The following is a 19739-nucleotide window of genomic DNA, read 5'->3' on the forward strand; positions in this document are numbered from 1 at the left end:
TAATGTAACGTTATACTATTACATTTAATTCCTTTTGTCTTTTATGGCTGTTCATTTATGCAACACAAATTAGGTTTGTTGTCTTCGTTAGGACTCTCGTTTATATCGACTCTCACTTGGGCAGAAGAAACGTCAACGGTACTTGAGACCATACGTGTTCAGGCTGAAAGCGCCCGGGAAAATGTGAGCCAAAATAGCTCGGCAACCAAGTTTTCTCACGATGTTTTAGATGTACCGTTTAATCGTGCTTTTCTCTCTAAACAAATGATAGAACAACAAGACGTTCAACGGATTGATGATGCATTAACTTTAGTGAGCGGAGTTTTTCATCAAAACAATTATGGGGGCGGTTTTTGGGATAATTACTCTTTCCGCGGTTTTAGTACCGATCCCAATTTAGGTGCCTCAATGATCCGCAACGGCTTGAGTGTCAACCGAGGGATTAGTGCTCCAAAAGATGTAGTAAATATTGAATCTTTAGAGTTTTTAAAAGGTCCAATGGCGGCGCTATATGGCCGCGGCGAAACAGGAGGCTTGCTTAACCTCAACAGTAAAAAACCACAATGGGAAAGTGAAAGTGAAGTTAACTTACGCGCTAATACCCAAGAACAATACCGAATTAGTCTGGAACATACCGCGCCTATAAATGATGAACTGGCCTATCGTGTAGCAGTGGCTCATGAAGATAATCAAAGCTTCCGTGATCATGTCAGCAGTGAACGCTGGTTCTTTTCACCACAGTTTACATGGAAAATTTCAGACCAAACGCAACTCGACTTTGACAGTGAATTTACAGAGCACAAAGGAACCTTTGACCGTGGGGTAAGCACAGTCAATCACCAGTTTGTGATGGACCCGAAAACCTTTACAGGTGAACCTGACGACGGCGATTTAAAAATAAAAGATTACTTTTACCAATTACGTCTTAGTCACGAGTTTAATCCTGACTGGAAACTAAATAGTGCGGTCAGCTATAAAGATGCCAAAATGGTCGGCTTTGCAACCGAACCTCGGCGTATGCAAGCCGATGGACGTACTTTAGAACGTCAACGTCGCTATCGTGACTATACAAGTGAAGATGTCCTAGCTCAGACAGAGTTACTTGGCAAGCTTGATACCTCTTGGGCTCGCCATGAAATTTTACTTTCAACCGAGCTTGGTCAACTCGACTACAAACAAAACCAGCTTCGTCGTAATCACAGTGCTGGTATGCCAAACACAATTGATATTTACCAACCTGAATACGGCAAATATTTACCGAACCTCACTCCGTTTACCAACACCAAAGAACAGCAGCGTTACTTTGCACTTAATGTACAAGACCAGATCTTTTTTAATGATCAGTGGAGTGTGCTATTCGGCAACCGTTTTGATCAGGTCGAACAAGACTTTAAAAATCACCTGACTCAGACTGAAAGCAACCAGACCCTTCATCAAAATAGTCCGCGTTTCGGAGTAAATTTTAAAGCCTCTGAGCAATGGGCTTTTTATAGCAATTATGGCCGCTCATTTGCCATGAATAGTGGTATGAATCGAAATGGTCAGACTTTTGCCCCTGAAAAAGGCGAAAGTTATGAAATCGGCACCAAATATAAAATAAACGACCAAAGTGTGCTGAGTCTCGCTCTGTTTAAAATGAAAAAACAGAATGTACTGACAACCGATCCAATCGACAGTAATTTTCAAACCGCAGCAGGTGAAGTGAGTAGTAAAGGAGTTGAGTTTGACTTAAATAGCCAGATCACTGATCGCTGGTTCGTCAATGCCAACTATAGCTATACCGATGCTCAAATTGAAAAAGACCAAGACTTGGCAAAAGGCGCTCGTCTAAGCAATGTTCCAAAACACCAAGGCGCTGTAAGTACCAATTATGAATTTCTACAAGAAGGTGCAAGAAAAGCAGGCGTAGGTGCCAATCTCACTTATGTGGGTGAGCGTAGCGGACATAACCTAGACAATGGCTTTAATTTACCAAGCTATACACTGGTCAATTTAAATGGTTACTATGCCCCATCTGATCGTTTACGTTATCAGCTCAATGTAAATAATCTGTTTGATAAAACCTACTATGTCTCAAGCTATAGCGATTTATGGGTTCAACCAGGTGAACCACTGAATGCCTCAATCTCGGCACAGTGGAAATTTTAATTCTTCTATAAATAAAAAAGCCCGAAAACTTTCGGGCTTTTCATTAGAACATACCATTTTCATTGACGAGTGGGTCGGGCTGTACTTGTCCAATATCCCAAAACTCAGCAATTTTACCCTTTTCAAAACGGCAAATATGAACCACGGCCAAGGTGGTTAACCCATTCATTTGCATTTCAAGTTTTGAATGCACAGCAACCAAATCGCCCTCTTCAATGACATGTTGAACATCAAAGACTTTGTTAGGCGTTTCAATTACACTTTCACGCATCCCTTCCTTCAAAGAAATTGCATCACCCGCATAATAAGGATTGTGATGCTTGAAGTTTGGCGCGGTGTAATTGCTATAGGCTTCATCAACTTCACCAGCTGCGGCAAGCTCTAAAAACCGTACTGCAATTTGTTTTTGAGATAAGTTCATATTTATCTCCTACTTTTTATTTTAGACCTTACTGCAACAGATCTTCTTCGTCGTCTTCCTCGAAGACATAAGCCATACAGCCCCATCCATCATATTCGCCCTGAAATTTCTCAGCTATGCTGGCAAACCATTGTTCCAAGTCAACAATATCTGAATACTCAGGTTCCATGTTAACGAAGATGGTTATCACCCATTCATTTGGCTCAACAGAGTCATCTTGAAAAAGTGAAACTTTTTGTTCTTGGTAAAGCAAATAGAGTGCACATTGCTCTGCATTTTTCTGATCATGAAAAGCAATAGAAAATTCAATTTCATGCAGCTCGGTTAAATCATCCCCGTCTTCAGCCATTTGCCAAAGTACATTGCCGTTATCGTCATCTGGAAATTGTTCGTAGTCACGAGTCATAAAATGATCCTTGTTGTTGTCGCAGTATTAATATTATTCGACCTCAAGAATACCCGACTTTTATTGCAGTTTGGGTATATATTCAGTTCCGAATTGCACCAAATTGAATTTTTAATTGTATATAAATTTTAAAAAGGCACTTGCGACTCAATCACCACATCCGTTCCATTTATTGGATGCTGAAAAGCCAAATATGCGGCATGTAAGGCCATGCGGTTTAAGTGAAAACGTTTAGGCTCAGGGTGATATAACTTGTCCCCCATAATCGGATGTCCTATATGCATCATGTGCACACGTAACTGATGCGAACGCCCTGTTACTGGTTCAAGTAATACTCGACTTTGATCTGTTGTTTCATCATAAACCAACGGTTGAAACAACGTTTTAGCATGTTTACCTAGTTCAAAATGTACAATTTGTCTTGGGCGATTTTCCCAGTCGGTAATGAGCGGAACTTCAACACTTCCCTCTTGTGCGACTTGGCCTTGTACCAAAGCAATATAATATTTTTTGACTGTTCTGGCCTGAAACATTTTACTTACCGCAACTTCTGCATCGCGATGTTTGGCAAACATAAGTAGGCCCGAAGTCGCCATATCTAAACGATGCGTAACCTTAGCTAAAGGGAATTTTTCCAGCACCCGTAAATAAGCACTGTCATGATGCTCAGGTAAACGCCCCATCACCGACAACAAGCCAGCAGGTTTATCAACCACAATCAGATCATCGTCTTCAAATAAAATTGAAAGCGGATCTTGTGGCGGAGCGTAAACAAAATTATCGTTTAAAGGCATGGTCGTAGAAACAGCAATGGAGCATGGCGGCAGATCATAAAGAAATTTCAGACCTACCGCAAAATAATCTATAACGCTCTACTCATGTTCCACGTGAAACTCAGAAAATCTTTATCGTTTTTTATTCATTTCTGCTAAAAGATCGAGCTGAATTTCTTGAATGTGTGCAAGCCTTTCCCATTGATGCGATAAAAGATGGTCCATTTTTTCATGTAAATGACGAATCTCAAGTTCTGCTTTTAGATTAATTTGATAATCATGTTGAGAACGTAAGCGGTCTTTGGCTTCTTGGCGGTTTTGACTCATCATAATAATCGGCGCCTGAATTGCCGCTAAACAAGACAAAACCAGATTAAGCAGAATAAATGGATAAGGATCGACGGGACGGACTACCATCACTACCGTATTTAGAATAATCCAGCCTGTCAAAAATAGAGCAAAGCAAATGAGAAAAGCCCAGCTACCACCAAATGTCGCGATCTTATCTGCTAACTTTTCTCCAAATGTCCAATTCTGATCAAAATCCGACTCTGTATTTCGGCTAATCAGCTCATGGCGTTGCATACTGCCGATCACTTCATTTTCTAAATTAGATAACTCACCCTTTTCCGAGCGTAATAGGGACTGCACATATTTAACTCGATAATCTGCCAGATCGGCCCGACAAATAAAGCTTGAGTAATTCCAATCTGGATAGTCTTTTAAAATTTCATCACTAATCACATTACGAATGACTTCACCAGACACTAGATCTTTTAAAGGAAAATTTTTCCCACAAACGGCGCACTGCCGACACTGATTTTTATTCTCCATATTATTCAGCTCTTTATTATGATATTAAGATTATTATATAAACAATTTTGGCTGATCACATCGTAAATAAAAATAGTAATCTAACCTAAAATCTGTAAAGTCGCTGGTACGATTTTTCGATGGGCAGGAATTACAGGTAGCATATACAATCGCCCAAGCCAATTTTTAATATGCACTATTGTAGTTACGGTAAGCACTTGGGTATCTTCATTTTTATAAATAGATAAAGTCACATTTAAGTGCTTGTCATCGTCTCCAATCACTAATTCATTTTCGGTACGCTGCAAAAAAGTAAAAATTCCAATTCGGTCACCTGCGACATACTCATTTTCTTTTTTATTTGAATCAATCTGTTTGAAACTTCCTAAATCTTTAAGCCCAATCTTTGAAGTAATTTTATTACGCATATTCATGCTCCACTCTACCCACTGCGGAGTGTGTTGAAATAGCTTAATAAGTTGTTGAAATACATTCAGGTCGGGCTGACCAAGCTCAATACTCCACGAGTCGTGGAAGTAAGCATTGTTCAATTGAGATGAGATTTGGCTGTCGCTAGGTAAAGCAGAAAGATAAGGCTTATTCATTAAATTATATTCTTGTAAAGTATCATTTTTATTATAGAGAATTTTTTAGGGTGTCAAGGGAAAACATCTATGGTTTACTTCAACAATCATAACTTTGTAAGTTATAACCTTGTGCCTATAAACTTTTGATCTATAGCGTCCTAAGCCGAATCGAGACCTTTTGGGTGAGTACACACTAACGTTATACGTTTTGGTGCATGCTACTCTTTTCGATCCCTATCACACCCTTGAGATATAGTTTAGCGAGCACCCTGCGGGATTGTTTTTCTAAGAAAAGCGAATTTTTAATATTTTTGGGAATTTTTACGCAATTAAGCAAATTTAAAAGAATTTATTACCATTTAACCATAATTAGTTAAATTTAAATTCCACTTTATTTGTGTTTTTCGGTTTATTTTACCAAGTCATTAATTATTTTGAGTGACAGTACATCAAGAAAATTAAGTCACCCTTCACTTTTTAACCATGAAGGGCAAAAATCTTTTATGAAGAAATAAAACCATGTTTACGGGCATAGTAAACAGTACATAACGCAATAAGGGCAAAAACTAGCATAAACCACGGAAAAGAAGCCGCCCCAAAACTTTCAAGCAGTCCTCCGCCAATCATCCCACCGAATGCGATAGCAAGGTTAAATACCGTGACTAACATCGACTGTGCCACATCTGCTTCATGTTCCGCAGTATTTGCCAAGGCTGTTTGTAATAGTGTTGGAGCCCCACCAAAAGTGACGCCCCATAACACGACACCCACCAAGACAACAAAACTTGAAGAACTATAAACACCCAAGAGCGCGGTCGCGATTGCAAAGATAAATAAGCTCAAAAGCGTTATTTTTCTTAATGAACGATCGATAAACATGCCTGTAATGAGAATGCCGACAATTGAAGAAATACCAAATATAAACAGGATAGTCTCAACTTTGTATGTCTGCCCTGTCGAGGCCAAAAATGGTGAAATATAAGTATAGAGAATGCTATGTGCCAATATCCAAAGAAAGACAACTGCTAAAACAGCTCTAATGCCCGGCATTAAAAGAACTTTTAAAATGGGTAACCTTTTTTGCGCTGACTGCCCTGCAAAATCAGGAATGCTAAAACGAATCCAGACAAATAAAATCAATGCCAATAAAGACATGATCCAAAACACGCCACGCCATTCAAACAATGTTCCCAACCACGCACCCAAAGGAACTCCTATTGATAAAGCAATAGGCTGCCCAACCCCAGCAATTGCTAAAGCTCGTCCTTGATACGATGCAGAGACCATACGTCTTACATAACCCGCTAGAAGCCCCCAAATAACACCCGCTGCCATCCCTGCAATAAAACGAGCAATCAAAGTCAGAGTATAGTCATTTGATAAGGCAGTAATCGCGTTAAATAAAAGTAACCCTGCAATCGCACTGAGTAATAAGGGTCTCCGATTCCAACTACGGGTAAGGCTAATCAGCGGTATTGCCGCCAAAACCGAACCTAAGGCATATACTGCAATAAGCTGCCCTGCATAAGCTTCTGAAATATGTAAGCCTTGACTGATTTGGGGCAAAAGCCCTGCTGGCATAGTTTCTGTCATAATGGTCAGAAAGCCTGCAATTGTAAAAGCCAACAGTTTCCAAATTGGTAATTGAGTAGAGAATTCATCAGTTACCTGATGAGATGTTTCATTACTCTTAATATTCATAAAGCTTTACTCTCAAATTCTTTTACAGCGTACTTACTCTGCTCTGTATCGCTATATGTTTGTTTTATCAGGTTAAGATGGGAAAGCATTTGTTCTTCATGTGAACTAAAATCATTATTTTGGAATGATCATTCCAGTTTAAGTTAAATAAAAACCTTAACTATTCAGCTCAACCATAGTTAAGGTTTAAATGAGTTTTATAAAACGTTTAAAGCAACCTCGACTACATCCATTAAACATTGCTTTCTTTGTTCAAGTGGGCTGCCTTTTCCTAAAACACGTAAACCTTGCATAGTGTTTAGAAAGAAACTTGCTAATGCACGTGGGTTTTGGGTAGAAGTAATTTCACCAGATTGTTGAGCTTTAATTAATAAACTCTCTAAAGTATGTTGAAGTTTCTGTAGGTTACTTGCAACGAATTGTGAGACATCTTCATCATGTCCAACCAGTTCCAAACAAGCATTTGCAACGAGGCAGCCTTTGTGTTCTGAATCATTCAGCTCATCTTCAACCACATTTATCAGTAATTGCCGAATCAGTGCTTTTGGTGAGCCTGAACTAGACAATAGTTTCACATTGTTAAGTGTGGTTAAAAGTTCATAGCGCTGTAACGCTTTTTGATAAAGACCCTGTTTGTTTTGAAAGGTACTGTAAAGGCTACTTCTAGATAGCCCCGTACCGTCAACCAAGTCTTGAACTGAAGTTGCAGCATAACCACGGCGCCAAAAAACTTGCATTGCAGCATCAGCAATTTCATCAGTTTCAAATTCTTTTGTACGCATACATACACTTAACAGGAACGATCGTTCCAATTAATTTATGACAGGAAGATAGAGAAGTCAAACTAAAAATTAATTTAGATAATTTATTTAGAATGTTTTAATTAGGATCAATTTTAATTATAAAAACTACTTCACTAGCAACCGTTTAGCCGATTCAATAATAATCGCTCTACGTTTTTCATGATTATCAACATCTTCTAAAGGAGTTAACATTCTGGCGACCTGAGGCAACATAAACCAACTATTCGCAAGAGCTAAAATCAGGAAGGCCAAATAGCTCGCTTCAATTTCATCGGTTACCCTGCCTTCCTCTTGCTCTTTTTTAATTGCTTGAATTTTATAATTATAGTTTTCACGACGGCTACTTTCATTTGGTACTTCTTGTGAAGAATAAATCAAACCTTCCCAAAGTAATAAGCGGCTAAGTTCAGGATGAGCGCGATGATAGTCATAAGCACGGCCTGCGTACTCAGCAATATCTTCTTCTTCAAAAGATTTAAGCGGTACAGCTTTTGCAACTTTAATTAACTCATTACTTAAAACAACAGCAAAAAGCTCTTTTTTAGGACCAAAATAATTGTAGACACGCTCTTTATTAACACCTGCAATCTTTGCAATTTTATCAATAGTTGTGCCATCAGGACCTTGCCGAGCAAATTCACCAACTGCCGCATCCAGAATCTTTTGTTTCGTCCCTTCCGTATCCCAAGACATAATTTTTCCTCTTGCATATATTATAAAAAAATATTATAAGGTGTATCCAACCAATTGGTTGGATTTTTTTGGAACTTCATAATGCGCAACAATATTATAATTTTTGGTTATGGAACAGGAATTTCTAGAGCTCTTGCATACCGCTTTGGTAGAGAGGGTTACTCAGTTGGTTTAGTTGCACGAAATGCAGAAAAACTTAAACATGCTATTTCAGAACTCAATGCACATAATATTGAAGCTTATGCATTTTCAAGTGATCTAAGTGATATTGAAAATATCCCTGAACTCATCAAAAAAATTAAAAATCAATTTGGAGAGATTAAAAATATTCACTGGAATGCTTTCCATGAAATTGAAGGAAATTTATTAGAAGCCAATCCACTCGATCTGACTAAAAGTTTTCACATTCGGGTTTCAAGCTATATTGCAACCGTACAAGCTAGTTTAAATGATCTAAAAAGAAATCAAGGAAGTATCTTGTCGACAAATGGAATCTTTGCGCTCGATCTAGTCGGTGTAGACTTAGTTGCCAAAGAATACTCATCTTTGGCAATTGCTGCCGCAGCCCAATATAAAACAACTAATTTACTTGCTCATAGTCTCGCTGACTCAAATGTTTACGTGAGTCAAGTAATTGTGAATGGCTTTGTAGATGGAACCCCAGGATCAGAAGATAAAGCTTATACAGTACATCCAGAAACTATTGCAGAGCAGTTTTGGTCCTTACAACAACATAAGAAAGAAACCTCTGTATTGTGCGGTAAAACGATTAAAGTCGCTTAAATTTTAGAATTCATTATCAACAATCCACTTAATAGATAAAATATTTATTAAATAACAATATCTTAACAACATCTCTAATATAGAGGAATTTATGAAAGTACTTCATATCAACTCATCAACTCGTGGTGAGAATAGCCAATCACTACTTATTGCTGAACAAGTAATTGCTAAACTTAAAGCTAAGCATAGTGATTTAGTTATCGATGAGTTCAATCTTTTTGAAGATGATCTACCTGCGTTCGATAAAAATGCTGTTGGTGCAAAAATGGCTTTATTTACTGGACAAGATTCAAACTCTAAAGAAAAAGAAGCATGGACAAAAATCAAAGAGGTTTATGATCGTTTTGCATCTGCCGATATCTATGTATTTAATGTTCCTCTTTGGAACAACAACATTCCTTACATCCTAAAACAGCTTATCGACGTTGTAACTCAACCTGGTTGGTCTTTTGGTTTTGATCCATCTACAGGTTACACAGGCTTGTTAAATGGTAAAAAAGCTTATTTAGTAGTTGCGAGTGGTGTTTACTACGAAGGTATTTCTAATAACTTTGGCTCTGACTTTGCAACGCCTTACCTCAATGACTGGTTAAAGTTTATTGGTGTAAACGATATTGAAAATATCCGTATTTCACCAACTGTACTTAATACAGATTATGAAAAAACAAAGATAGAAGTGATAAGTGATATTGAGAAATTAATCGCTTAATAATAGATAAAGAGGTTTATTAACTTTCTAATAAACCTCGACAACTTAGCTTAATAATAAATTCTAAGAAGAAGGTAATAATAATGCGGATTGGCTTAACAGGCACCTATTCATCTGGTAAAACTTTAACTTCATTAATCATCAGTGATTATCTAAATCTCCCTCGTACAGAAGCAAGAACCATGCGTGAAATCTTGCCTCATGCGGCACCAGGTAAAACACTTGAAGAAGTCAGCTCTCCCGAACTAATTCAAATGATTATCACTAGGCACATGGATCGTGTGATTCATGAATATAAGCATAAAGAGCGCTTTATTTCTGATGGTTGTTCTTTACAAGAGTGGATTTATGGAAGTGTTCGAGTCAAATATGGCATGAATCCAAATCAATCAATCGATTTAAAACAGGGTGAAACAGTCTCTAAAACCGCTGAACTCGCTTATTTCGAAAGTATCATGAGCGAATTAGGCAAAGTATTTAAACGCCATGTAAAAGAATCATTTGATGCATTCATTCATTTACCGAATGAACTTCCTTTAGCAAAAGATGGGCATCGACCAGTCAATGAACTATTCCGTTCAGCATCAGATGATCTTTTAAAAGAAACATTTGATGAGTTGGGAATCAAATACCACATTGTCGGGGGTACGTTGGAACAACGTGCAAATACTATTTCAGAAATTTTAAATATTAAACCTGTGAAAACAATTGAGGAATCAATCGCTTCGGCTAATGCAAAATACAAAACATTAATTATGTAAATTTCATTTTAAATAAAACAGCCATTCAACATCCAAACATCATAGAGGTGTGAAGTGAACCTATCATTTTTCAAAGAAGTTGATGAATTTTTAGGTGATAAAAATACGCGTTATTTTGGCGCAGGGTATATTAATAGTTCTCATGACATCTATAATTTTCAGTATGAATCCGATGATATAGAAACTAATAAATTCAGTTGTTTAGGCAAGGTCGTTTTGCCTCAAACATGGTCTATCAAAAACAATGGAAGCCAAAAACCCCATTTAAGTACAATCGATATTATTGAGCTTGCTTTGCTCACATTTGATCAACTGATTCAGGCGATCCACAACCGCACAATTTGTTATAAAAAGCTAATCCATAAGATGGTGATTCGTGCAGGTAAAAGCCCGATTGAATCTGAGTTTGATAAGATTGTGATTAGTGGAAGCGTGTCTAAAGAAGATCGTGATAATAATGTAATGAATCTAAATATTTCAAATATGAGTATTGAGATTCTTTATAAAAATGACGTAAGTAAAATAGAACCCAGTGAATTTGAGGAATATCTCAAAACTCCACTGGAAATTAACGATGTCATGATTAATGTAGATGAACTTAAGGCTTCTGCATTGGTAAATAACAAACGAATTTTAAATGAGAATGTTGAACCTTGGTCAACATCTTGTTTATTTTCAGTTGGGTTACAGCTTGGGCAAATTTTGCTTTACCAGTTAGATTCAATTAGCCGGGCTGAAAGTAATACCTTGTGGATGAAAAAGACAGAAATTCACTTTCTATCTGATCGACCAAATATGGACGCTTCTCACCCTATCTTTACTCGTTTAGATAATGTTCGACGCTATAAAGCGGGCGACCATGATTGGCGAAAAGCCGATATCTATTCAATTCTTGGTAATACAAAAATTATTTGTAGTGTTACTCATCAACTCCCTCATATTTCTTAATTCCTATGAATAGCAAAATAAATTATGCAGTTGCTATTTGTGAGCCATTAGAACTTGAACATCCAGATTCATTTCTGGATGTTCAAGTTCCTTACCCACAAGCACTGCCTCACGATGTTATTGTAAAAGTTCAAGCAATTTCAATTAACCCTGCCGATACGCGTGCGCGACGTAGAAAAACTAAAGATAACCAAACTACAGTTTTAGGATGGGATGTTGTTGGAACTATTACTGAAATGGGTTCACATGTTTCTGAAAAATTTAAAATTGGAGATACGGTCTATTATGCAGGTGATATTAGCCGTTCCGGAGGTAATTGTACTTATCATGCAATTGACTCAAGATTAATTGCTCATGCGCCTACCACTATTTCTATAGAAGATGCGGCAGCTCTTCCCTTAGTATCATTAACTGCATGGGAAGCATTAGCTGAAAGACTATCACTTCAGATTAGCTCTGCTCATTCAAACAACCAGCTTCAAAATACCAATAAATCAAGATCTTTATTAGTGATTGGAGGTGCTGGTGGTGTAGGCTCAATGGCAATTCAACTTGCTAAACTTGTACCACAGTTAACAGTTATCGCTACAGCTTCACGACAAGAAACGAGTAATTGGTGTCGAAAATTAGGTGCTGATCATATCGTAGATCATACTCAAGACATTCCAACTCAATTAGCCAAATTGGGTTACTCTGAGGTCGACTATGTCTTGATCTGTAACTCACCAGATTCATATTTTAATATTCTGCCAAGTATTACAAAGCCATTTGGAAAAATTTGTAATATTGTGCCTTTTTCTCATTTGCATGATTTCAATCTATTGATGAAAAAAAGCCTCTCATTCCATTGGGAACTTATGTTTACACGCTCTAGTTTTCAAACTACAGATATGGCAAAACAATCTGAAATTTTATATCATATTGCAAAGCTAATTGATCAAAATATTATTATTTCACCAAGACTTACATCTCTAGCTCCTATTAATGCTGAAAAAATTAAGCAAGCACACCAGTTGGTTGAATCTAATAAGACAATTGGCAAAATTGTAGTGGTTAATGAAAAGCAAAGTTAAAGCAACATAGAAGAAGCGTAATCAATTAGGCTTCTTCTCGTTTTTAAATTTATGTTTGTATGTTTCAGAATTCTTTAATTTTTTTCATACTCTGAAGGATCAATTTTATATTTTTTAAATAAAATTGAACGCACGGAGTCTTTTATACTTTCATCATGTTTAATGATTAAATAAATATCTTTTTTAGTCAGAGGAATTTCTTTTAATAAATCTGGCAAATCTGCTGACCTGATAGCACTGACTTCACTAGGTTGTTTCAAGATATTTTGATCTTGTTTTTCAAACTTAAAATCTACACCTTGTAAGTTAAAATAGACCATAACTCTTCGATTTAGAGAGTCACTATCATCATATAAAACTGTTCCTGCTGGGAGGATTGTATATGGTGAATAGTTATCGAAATTTGATGCTATTCGTAGAGGTTTCTCTAGAACATGAATTTCTGGAGTCTTTGTACGGTTCCAGAAGTAATAATTTAATAAAGACTGTATGATGAAAATTGAAATCAGTACGGTAATTAATAAATTCTTTTTCATATCCTCTTCTTATTAAAAATATCTTTTATTATTTAACTACAAATTCATAGGTGTTATCTAAATTCCCATCACCACTAGCATAAAAACCTGCATATACATGAATCGTAAAAGTTCCTTTATATTTTGGAACTCCAGAAATTTTTAAATTGTTATAAGCATCCGCTTCATTTTTATCTATTGGGCTAATAGAGATATTCATATCACTAGGGAAATTAGTTTCAACTTCAAAAGAATATGGTATCACTCTACCACCTGATATGTTTAATTGCTGATTATATGCCTTTCCTACATAGGCTACTGGAAGCCTTTCAGGCTCAATTGTATATTCGTGACCACACCCTGCCATAAGTAACAAGGGAATACCTAAAGTTATCAAGTCAAGTTTCAGATTTTTAAACAAATTATTTTTCTTCCCATACAATTGGAAATTTTTCTGATTTAGAGATATTACTAATCATTGCAGAGAAAACTGCTTGGCATTCTAAATTAATTTTTTTAACTGAACTTATATCTATAGGCTCACAGCTTCTATTATCATTATTTGAACAAAATTCTACAGATACATCAATTTGGTTATTCTCAAATCTATCGATATCCACATCTAATGTTTGCTGAGGATCAATCATACTTTCACAAATAAACTTTTTTGATGATGATTTTTTTATTTTGTTTAAAACTTCCTTACCTTCAATTTTCATAGCAAAATTTAATTTTTCATTGCTTTTCTTAGTATGTTCTATTGTGAAATTTGAAATTTTTTCACTACATCCACTTAAAAAAATTAGCCCTAATAGATAAAGAAATTTTTTCATTTAAAACTCTATTGGAAATTGGATTTTCTTATAGCTTCTTTTGATATTAAAATATTATCTGCTACAACTTTACTACTTTGTAATAAGCCTCCAAAAACTACTCTACAAGACATATTACTAGTTAACAATTTTTCCAATTGATTCTTAGCGATACATACATTCATTGATTCATCTTCGCAAACTTTGAAGTATCCAGACAAAGTATATTTTCCATTCTTTAACTTTTCTCCTTCAACTGAGATAGCACCTACAATAAGATAATTTTTAATATTATCGCACTTAAAATGTGAATATTTATAATTCCCGTTTTGATAAACATTCTTTAAATCATCAGTTATTTCTAAATTAAATTTAAAAATATCACCACTCATACCATCCATATGAGAATAAGTTAAATTCTTAAGGGCTATATCCTTAAAATTTTCTTTCTCATTTTTGGCTAAAGGATTATAACCCGACAATAAAATGGATAAAATAATTAAAAAATATTTATGCATCTATTCATTCTACAATAATTAATTTATATTTCTTATTTAGCTCATCACTACCACGGCCATAAAACCCTGTTGAAATATTTATTATATATTCACCTTTATGTTTGGGAATACCTTTAATCGAAAAGTTATTAAAACCGCTAGTGTCATTGTTTGGTTGAATTTTTAATCCTAAATCATCAGGCATATCAGTATCTATTTCAAAATACTTATCCACTACTTTGCCGCCACTAATTTTTATATTCTGGGAATATGCTTCATTGACATGAGCTACAGCGAGTTCCTTTGGTTGTACATCATAGTTGCTACAACTATTAAGGGTCATTGCCAATAGAATATATCGAAACATGTCTTTTTATTCTTTAACTACAAATTCATAGGTTTTATTTAACTTATCATCAACACCAGCATAAAAACTGGCATATATATGAATCGTAAAAGTTCCCTTATGTTTTGGAACTCCAGAAATTTTTAAATTATTATAAGCATCCGCTTCATTTTGGTCTATTGGCTCAATAGAGATATTCATATCACTTGGAAAATTATCTTTTACCTCAAAAGACTGTGGTATCACTCTTCCACCAGTAATTTTTAATGTCTGATTATATTCTTTGCCAATATATGCTATCGGAAGCTTATTTGGTTCAATATTATAATCCTTACTACAGCCACAAAGACTCAAAGTTAAAAATATTACAGCCAATTTATTAAATTTCATTAGAAAAACTCCCTTTTTAATATTAACGCAGCGAACTGTGTTCACTGTAAGACCTGTGATATTAGAGACCCATCTCAAAACATAACATGGGTAACACCTAAAGGCAGCGGTGGTCTAAACTACTCGAACATGTAAATAAATAAACCCGCTTTAGCGGGTTTATTACATTTCTAGTTCTCAACTTAATAAATTAAAGATCAACTTCAGCAACAACAACTTGATTTTATTCAAAATTAGCATTCGTCAACTTTGCTTTATTTGATTGATAAGCATCATTTGAGTAATTTTTCCTTAATTCAATTCTGCATTCAGTATCAATTTTTGCTTTTTTAATATCGACTGAACAATCATCATTTTTACATATTTCGACATGTGCTATATATTTATATAATTGATTATTAATTTCTTCTGAATCTAAGTCTACTCCACCTCTTACCATAAACTGATTTTCCAAACAATTTAGCTTAGAAATAGGAAATGCATTTTTTTCAGAAATTTCTTTTAAAGAAGAAGAGCTTGTAACAGAACCTTGGTATGTTTTTTCTCCACTATACATAGATTGGAAATATTTAAATTTTCCAAAATTAATATCGGTAGATTGAGAATCTATGTTTTTAGAAGTACAACCAAATAATAAAAATATCCATACACATGATAAAAACTTCATTTTATTTGAACCTTTTTTAATTCGGCTTGCAATATTTGCTCTGGTGATTTAGATATACTAGGTATTGTTTCACGCATCATTTTGCTAAACCAAGCATGACTAAATTTAGTTTCATGAAATGTATTGCTGTGTTCTTTTGGATAACTATCCCATTGCCCTCCAGCATCAGCAATTACATCATCTGTTGTATAACTAGTAGGGCTAGGATTATATCCTTTCCATTTGGGTTTATAGCCCTCCCATTGCACCGTATTCTTTAGATCAGTGACAACATTATTATTTGGTTTACAAAAAATATTTATCCAATTATCTGCAACAGGTCGTGGCGCTAGTAAATAAATTTGGGCTCTTACTGCTGGAGTAGCTAATATATTTGGAGTCGCTTTTGATAATAAAACTCCAACAGGGTCAATAGTAATTAATAAATTGACTGGTACCCCTGCTTTGTGTAGTTCTGCAACTAAACCCGATGAATTCCAACCACCTAGACTATGACCTATAATATTAATTTGAGTTTGTGGATTCTTTGTATAAACATCAAGAATATCTTTAAAAGCATTTCTTTTACCTGAGGCTGCAGGAACAGCTACTTTTCTATTATTATAAGCCTCTTCATAGCCATAATATTGTTTTAAATTTTTTGCATTCCCCGTATTAAAGTTTTTTGCATAATTTCCAACAATTTCTGTAGGCCCTAAAGAATCTCCCACACCTGGTGGTTTAACATCTCCATATATAAAAGGATATTTATCAGCAGCCCCGCCAACAAAGGCTGTAAAACTTTGGGTATAAACTTTAAGTTTAACTGGTACAATCGCTGGCACAGGATTAACCGTTCCCATTGTTGTCTTAACCAAATTAGCATAAGCTTGTGCTTCAGTGCCCATCGTTTATCACCACATGTATTTTATATTGCTTATTCGGCTCTTCAGTTTCCAACTTAACCAAGCCTGTTCTATCTAACTTACCCCGCTCAATTTCTTTATCATTTTCATCAAAAATAATATATCCCGTGCCCGGTTTCAGTTTATTTCCTTGTTTATCCATTACATCGAACCATAAACCATATTTTTGTTTTCCTTGTTCGGGTAGATACGGTAATGAACTATTCACACTCCCGCCTCCCATAAACAAATGCTGCCCAGCCTTCACCTCAAACTTACCGCTTGTAGTCATGAAAATACCTGAACCGGTAATTTTGACTTGAGAACCGCCTGCGGTGAGTACAATTTCTTTGGCTGCTGTGGCCTCAATTTTGTCTTCGGTCGAAATCACCTGCACAGCTTTACGGGCAATTAAATCTGCTCCGTCACCTTGAGCCTGTATCTCAACTTTGCCTTTGCCTGCATAAAGTCTTGCCCCTTCTTGAGCCGCAAAAAGGCTAATTTTATTTTGGGCATGCGCGATTAAATTCTTTTGGGTAGACAGATTAATGCTATCACCAGCAGTTTGGTTGAGCTGCCCATCTGCACTTAAGTGAATGTCTTCGTTACTGCTCAGCGCGATGCTATTTGGACTCGCTAGCAGCATAATTGCCTCTTTAAAGGTTTTAGCTTTTGCGTTGTCTTGCTGCTCAAGTTTTTCAATAAAAGATTTTAGGTTTTCTAAATTTTCTAACGGGTCAGTTTGCTGATTTTTAGCAACTTCACTGAGTGCCTTGGCATTGTTGAGGCCGCCTTCGATTTGTTGCTTGGCCTCGCTTGCATCAAGGTGTACACCTTGAGCCTGATCCTGTTTGTGGGTACTAACGAGTAAGCCACTGCCTGCTCTGACTGCACCCCACTGGTCTGTTCTGAGTTCGAAGCCTTCACCACGGCCATCACTTTCCGCCTTGTCTTTTGGATGGCTTAAGTTACCGAGGTTTAATTGGCTTGCGGCATGGCTGCTTTGTAGTTGGGCACTGATCTGGCCTGTGGTGTCATCAAAACGTAGCTGGTTAAAGCCCTTACCGTCGACTTCTTCGGAGCGGATACCACTGAGTTTCTTGGTATCAGGTAGTTGGCCTTTCTGGTCGAACTGGGTTGGATGCCGTTCAGCTTCGTGAATACGTCCCACCACAAATGGACGGTCAATGTTGCCGTCAAAGAAATCGATCACCACGATCTCACCCACACGTGGCAAGAAGCGTGCGCCATAACCTGCACCTGCCCACGGGGTCAGCACATCCACCCAAGCCGAGTCGGTGTCATTGTCGTTACTGCCTGCTCCCCCATCATGGCTATGGTCGTCAGTTCGAGTAAACAGGAAACGGACCTTAATACGTCCCCACTGGTCAACATGAATACTTTCACCTTCCAACCCCACCACTCTAGCGCGCTGCGGATGAGCAGCTGGTCGGTGCTGTAGCGGGTTATATTCAGGCACCGCTTTAATATTGCGACGAACGACATTCAGCTCAGCAAAGTGGCGTTGCTCAGGGTTTTGGCTGTCGAGTTGGGCTGCCTTAAGCTTGTCTTTTGGTAATAGTCGCTCAAGTTGCTGTTGTAATTCTTTGGGTAAATTATTCTGGTTATAGTAGTGTTTGCTTAAGATTAAAAACTCTTTATCGGCACTGTCATGCTGGTCGAGTTCAGGATGGTCATTGAGTTCAAACCAGTAACCGACCTGTGCATCACGGACGTTACCTGAAACGGTAAATTGTTTAGAATTTAGATGATGGTAAGCATTCATGTGCTGGTTCAGTTGTTCAATCTGGTTATTGCCTGAAGCTGTGGCTTGGTCTTCACCGTTTAAATCTTGCATCCACGCTGGGCTGACATGCCATGCGTCTTCAAGATTTAGGCTTGCATTGTCATAGTGTTCGCTGTGCTGCTGTTTACCTTGTACGCTACCGCTGCCTTCTTCTTGTTGTAGCGCATCGGCTTGCCAGCGTTGCACATGAACCGAGGTTGGTTGTAAGCGGCGCTCTGCCTTGACTTGAGTAATGGTATCGAACTGTTCTGTGGCACTGCTGCGTTGGTAACGTAGGCTACGACGTTCAAGTGCCTGATAATTTTGGTTATCGTCAATTAAACGCAGTACTTGTGGCTGGATAGAAGCATTCGGGTCAGCGACAAAAAGCTGTGACTCATCGACCAACCAGTTAATGCCTTCACTACGCCACAAACGGGTTAAAAAGTCATAATCGCTTTCGTTAGACTGCATCACAAATGGACGCACATCGTAGTCTTTGGTTAACCCAGATGTGTCGAGGGTTAAGCTTGCGGCAAATAACGGGCTTTTACCCTGCCATTCTTTAAACAGAATTTCGCTAATATCGCGCACGCTTTTGTTCATAAATACGCGGCTATTACGGCGTTTATGCCAGAGTGCAGTTGGGTCTTTTAAGGTGAGGTTATAAATAGTGAGTGAGCCGTCGCTTTGCCCTTGGCTGGCTTCTGTAATAATACCCGTAGTTCTAAAAAACTGGCCTGTATCGGTGACCTGATCGACGGCAACCTGACAGCCAATAAATTGTTTTAATGCAATATGCGCGTTTGTCGATAGGCACAGCAACTCAGCAACGCTACCTTGGTTGAGCGTATGTTCGCCCTCGATGCGTTGCAAGAAGACTTGCTGATTTAAAGACTGATTTGAGAATTGGATATGAACAGCGCGATTTTGTGAAACAACGCCTAAACGCTCCAATATACTCGACACACTCATCTGCATTTTTATTATCAATCAAACTTATATTTAGGCCGCATTTTAATTAAAAAAAGACTAATCTGTCTATCTATACTCATTTTCAAAATGTAACTAGTCTAAATATGCGGTTTTACGTTAATTTGTTATTAAATGGGTATTTAATCCGTAAAATTTACTCATTTTAAAGTGCTATAAACCACCCAAACATATTTAATATTTTTCTTTTATATTCAAATAGATATTAAAGAAAAATAAATATTAAAATT

23 protein-coding genes and 1 pseudogene are annotated in these 19739 nt (G+C 36.9%); 7 read left to right on the plus strand and 17 right to left on the minus strand.

What is annotated here, in order from left to right; genetic code table 11:
- Positions 1-57 precede the first annotated feature (57 nt).
- Entirely contained in the window at positions 58-2148 is a 2091-nt protein-coding gene (locus AC52J8_RS17680) for a TonB-dependent receptor (protein ID WP_198912079.1), read from the plus strand.
- 43 nt (positions 2149-2191) lie between these two features.
- Here the strand turns inward: AC52J8_RS17680 and AC52J8_RS17685 are convergent, their stop codons facing one another.
- The 8 genes from AC52J8_RS17685 to AC52J8_RS17720 all read right to left on the minus strand — a co-directional run bounded on the left by AC52J8_RS17685 (position 2192) and on the right by AC52J8_RS17720 (position 8345).
- Positions 2192-2569: a nuclear transport factor 2 family protein gene (locus tag AC52J8_RS17685; RefSeq protein ID WP_086398807.1), complete on the minus strand. Its 378-nt coding sequence runs from the start codon at positions 2567-2569 to the stop codon at positions 2192-2194.
- A 28-nt stretch (positions 2570-2597) separates the two neighbouring features.
- Positions 2598-2975, minus strand: coding sequence for a ribonuclease E inhibitor RraB (locus tag AC52J8_RS17690; protein WP_069035888.1), 378 nt, complete (start codon positions 2973-2975; stop codon positions 2598-2600).
- A gap of 128 nt (positions 2976-3103) precedes the next feature.
- Positions 3104-3769, minus strand: coding sequence for an RluA family pseudouridine synthase (locus AC52J8_RS17695; protein ID WP_086398808.1), 666 nt, complete (start codon positions 3767-3769; stop codon positions 3104-3106).
- 111 nt (positions 3770-3880) lie between these two features.
- Positions 3881-4582, minus strand: coding sequence for a DUF1003 domain-containing protein (locus AC52J8_RS17700; protein ID WP_032005675.1), 702 nt, complete (start codon positions 4580-4582; stop codon positions 3881-3883).
- Between the two features lie 80 nt (positions 4583-4662).
- A complete protein-coding gene (locus AC52J8_RS17705) occupies positions 4663-5166 on the minus strand; it encodes a DUF2867 domain-containing protein (protein WP_032005678.1) in 504 nt (167 codons plus the stop codon).
- A 483-nt stretch (positions 5167-5649) separates the two neighbouring features.
- Positions 5650-6849, minus strand: a complete 1200-nt coding sequence (locus AC52J8_RS17710; RefSeq protein WP_208753427.1) for an MFS transporter — start codon at positions 6847-6849, stop codon at positions 5650-5652.
- A gap of 197 nt (positions 6850-7046) precedes the next feature.
- Entirely contained in the window at positions 7047-7631 is a 585-nt protein-coding gene (locus tag AC52J8_RS17715) for a TetR/AcrR family transcriptional regulator (protein ID WP_086398810.1), read from the minus strand.
- 126 nt (positions 7632-7757) lie between these two features.
- Complete coding sequence (locus tag AC52J8_RS17720; protein ID WP_017387416.1) at positions 7758-8345, minus strand: TetR family transcriptional regulator; 588 nt, start codon at positions 8343-8345, stop codon at positions 7758-7760.
- An 81-nt stretch (positions 8346-8426) separates the two neighbouring features.
- Between AC52J8_RS17720 and AC52J8_RS17725 the strand changes: the two genes are divergently transcribed.
- From AC52J8_RS17725 to AC52J8_RS17745, 5 genes are all read left to right on the plus strand, one after another.
- Complete coding sequence (locus AC52J8_RS17725; protein WP_086398811.1) at positions 8427-9128, plus strand: SDR family NAD(P)-dependent oxidoreductase; 702 nt, start codon at positions 8427-8429, stop codon at positions 9126-9128.
- 91 nt (positions 9129-9219) lie between these two features.
- Positions 9220-9837, plus strand: a complete 618-nt coding sequence (locus AC52J8_RS17730) for an FMN-dependent NADH-azoreductase (protein ID WP_496538854.1) — start codon at positions 9220-9222, stop codon at positions 9835-9837.
- Between the two features lie 83 nt (positions 9838-9920).
- Positions 9921-10598, plus strand: coding sequence for an AAA family ATPase (locus AC52J8_RS17735; RefSeq protein WP_017387419.1), 678 nt, complete (start codon positions 9921-9923; stop codon positions 10596-10598).
- A 54-nt stretch (positions 10599-10652) separates the two neighbouring features.
- Complete coding sequence (locus AC52J8_RS17740; RefSeq protein ID WP_086398812.1) at positions 10653-11546, plus strand: AvrD family protein; 894 nt, start codon at positions 10653-10655, stop codon at positions 11544-11546.
- 5 nt (positions 11547-11551) lie between these two features.
- Positions 11552-12619, plus strand: a complete 1068-nt coding sequence (locus AC52J8_RS17745) for a zinc-binding alcohol dehydrogenase family protein (RefSeq protein ID WP_086398813.1) — start codon at positions 11552-11554, stop codon at positions 12617-12619.
- Positions 12620-12693: 74 nt separating this feature from the next.
- Here the strand turns inward: AC52J8_RS17745 and AC52J8_RS17750 are convergent, their stop codons facing one another.
- From AC52J8_RS17750 to AC52J8_RS17775, 6 genes are read right to left on the minus strand one after another with little or no spacing between them, the layout of a single operon-like run.
- Positions 12694-13155, minus strand: a complete 462-nt coding sequence (locus tag AC52J8_RS17750) for a hypothetical protein (RefSeq protein ID WP_017387422.1) — start codon at positions 13153-13155, stop codon at positions 12694-12696.
- A gap of 28 nt (positions 13156-13183) precedes the next feature.
- Complete coding sequence (locus tag AC52J8_RS17755) at positions 13184-13603, minus strand: hypothetical protein (protein WP_086398814.1); 420 nt, start codon at positions 13601-13603, stop codon at positions 13184-13186.
- A complete protein-coding gene (locus AC52J8_RS17760) occupies positions 13557-13967 on the minus strand; it encodes a hypothetical protein (protein ID WP_086398815.1) in 411 nt (136 codons plus the stop codon). The genes AC52J8_RS17755 and AC52J8_RS17760 overlap by 47 nt, the downstream gene beginning before the upstream one ends.
- A gap of 8 nt (positions 13968-13975) precedes the next feature.
- The gene (locus AC52J8_RS17765; RefSeq protein ID WP_086398816.1) at positions 13976-14464 is read right to left on the minus strand and encodes a hypothetical protein; all 489 of its coding nucleotides are present in this window, start codon (positions 14462-14464) and stop codon (positions 13976-13978) included.
- A gap of 4 nt (positions 14465-14468) precedes the next feature.
- Positions 14469-14810, minus strand: coding sequence for a hypothetical protein (locus tag AC52J8_RS17770; protein WP_032005690.1), 342 nt, complete (start codon positions 14808-14810; stop codon positions 14469-14471).
- 6 nt (positions 14811-14816) lie between these two features.
- Positions 14817-15179, minus strand: a complete 363-nt coding sequence (locus AC52J8_RS17775; RefSeq protein ID WP_086398817.1) for a hypothetical protein — start codon at positions 15177-15179, stop codon at positions 14817-14819.
- Positions 15180-15194: 15 nt separating this feature from the next.
- Between AC52J8_RS17775 and AC52J8_RS17780 the strand changes: the two are divergent.
- Positions 15195-15314: pseudogene (locus tag AC52J8_RS17780) on the plus strand (4Fe-4S dicluster domain-containing protein); the annotation flags it as partial.
- An 88-nt stretch (positions 15315-15402) separates the two neighbouring features.
- Here the strand turns inward: AC52J8_RS17780 and AC52J8_RS17785 are convergent.
- From AC52J8_RS17785 to AC52J8_RS17795, 3 genes are read right to left on the minus strand one after another with little or no spacing between them, the layout of a single operon-like run.
- Positions 15403-15846 (minus strand): hypothetical protein, encoded by a 444-nt coding sequence (locus AC52J8_RS17785; protein WP_086398818.1) that lies wholly within the window; start codon positions 15844-15846, stop codon positions 15403-15405.
- Positions 15843-16733, minus strand: a complete 891-nt coding sequence (locus tag AC52J8_RS17790; protein ID WP_228149127.1) for a triacylglycerol lipase — start codon at positions 16731-16733, stop codon at positions 15843-15845. The genes AC52J8_RS17785 and AC52J8_RS17790 overlap by 4 nt, the downstream gene beginning before the upstream one ends.
- Complete coding sequence (locus AC52J8_RS17795; protein ID WP_086611690.1) at positions 16723-19497, minus strand: type VI secretion system Vgr family protein; 2775 nt, start codon at positions 19495-19497, stop codon at positions 16723-16725. The genes AC52J8_RS17790 and AC52J8_RS17795 overlap by 11 nt, the downstream gene beginning before the upstream one ends.
- Between the last annotated feature and the right edge of the window lie 242 nt (positions 19498-19739).

The organism is Acinetobacter sp. S-1, from assembly GCF_059579785.1.

What these genes read in the sequence shown, in the direction of transcription:
- AC52J8_RS17745 (WP_086398813.1), top strand. Translation starts at nt 11,552, where the DNA reads ATGAATAGCAAAATAAATTATGCAGTTGCTATTTGTGAGCCATTAGAA.
- AC52J8_RS17715 (WP_086398810.1), bottom strand. Translation starts at nt 7,631, where the DNA reads ATGCGTACAAAAGAATTTGAAACTGATGAAATTGCTGATGCTGCAATG.
- AC52J8_RS17720 (WP_017387416.1), bottom strand. Translation starts at nt 8,345, where the DNA reads ATGTCTTGGGATACGGAAGGGACGAAACAAAAGATTCTGGATGCGGCA.
- AC52J8_RS17695 (WP_086398808.1), bottom strand. Translation starts at nt 3,769, where the DNA reads ATGCCTTTAAACGATAATTTTGTTTACGCTCCGCCACAAGATCCGCTT.
- AC52J8_RS17680 (WP_198912079.1), top strand. Translation starts at nt 58, where the DNA reads ATGCAACACAAATTAGGTTTGTTGTCTTCGTTAGGACTCTCGTTTATA.
- AC52J8_RS17690 (WP_069035888.1), bottom strand. Translation starts at nt 2,975, where the DNA reads ATGACTCGTGACTACGAACAATTTCCAGATGACGATAACGGCAATGTA.
- AC52J8_RS17760 (WP_086398815.1), bottom strand. Translation starts at nt 13,967, where the DNA reads ATGAAAAAATTTCTTTATCTATTAGGGCTAATTTTTTTAAGTGGATGT.
- AC52J8_RS17705 (WP_032005678.1), bottom strand. Translation starts at nt 5,166, where the DNA reads ATGAATAAGCCTTATCTTTCTGCTTTACCTAGCGACAGCCAAATCTCA.
- AC52J8_RS17770 (WP_032005690.1), bottom strand. Translation starts at nt 14,810, where the DNA reads ATGTTTCGATATATTCTATTGGCAATGACCCTTAATAGTTGTAGCAAC.
- AC52J8_RS17785 (WP_086398818.1), bottom strand. Translation starts at nt 15,846, where the DNA reads ATGAAGTTTTTATCATGTGTATGGATATTTTTATTATTTGGTTGTACT.
- AC52J8_RS17685 (WP_086398807.1), bottom strand. Translation starts at nt 2,569, where the DNA reads ATGAACTTATCTCAAAAACAAATTGCAGTACGGTTTTTAGAGCTTGCC.
- AC52J8_RS17710 (WP_208753427.1), bottom strand. Translation starts at nt 6,849, where the DNA reads ATGAATATTAAGAGTAATGAAACATCTCATCAGGTAACTGATGAATTC.
- AC52J8_RS17790 (WP_228149127.1), bottom strand. Translation starts at nt 16,733, where the DNA reads ATGGGCACTGAAGCACAAGCTTATGCTAATTTGGTTAAGACAACAATG.
- AC52J8_RS17765 (WP_086398816.1), bottom strand. Translation starts at nt 14,464, where the DNA reads ATGCATAAATATTTTTTAATTATTTTATCCATTTTATTGTCGGGTTAT.
- AC52J8_RS17775 (WP_086398817.1), bottom strand. Translation starts at nt 15,179, where the DNA reads ATGAAATTTAATAAATTGGCTGTAATATTTTTAACTTTGAGTCTTTGT.
- AC52J8_RS17735 (WP_017387419.1), top strand. Translation starts at nt 9,921, where the DNA reads ATGCGGATTGGCTTAACAGGCACCTATTCATCTGGTAAAACTTTAACT.
- AC52J8_RS17725 (WP_086398811.1), top strand. Translation starts at nt 8,427, where the DNA reads ATGCGCAACAATATTATAATTTTTGGTTATGGAACAGGAATTTCTAGA.
- AC52J8_RS17730 (WP_496538854.1), top strand. Translation starts at nt 9,220, where the DNA reads ATGAAAGTACTTCATATCAACTCATCAACTCGTGGTGAGAATAGCCAA.
- AC52J8_RS17700 (WP_032005675.1), bottom strand. Translation starts at nt 4,582, where the DNA reads ATGGAGAATAAAAATCAGTGTCGGCAGTGCGCCGTTTGTGGGAAAAAT.
- AC52J8_RS17750 (WP_017387422.1), bottom strand. Translation starts at nt 13,155, where the DNA reads ATGAAAAAGAATTTATTAATTACCGTACTGATTTCAATTTTCATCATA.
- AC52J8_RS17795 (WP_086611690.1), bottom strand. Translation starts at nt 19,497, where the DNA reads ATGCAGATGAGTGTGTCGAGTATATTGGAGCGTTTAGGCGTTGTTTCA.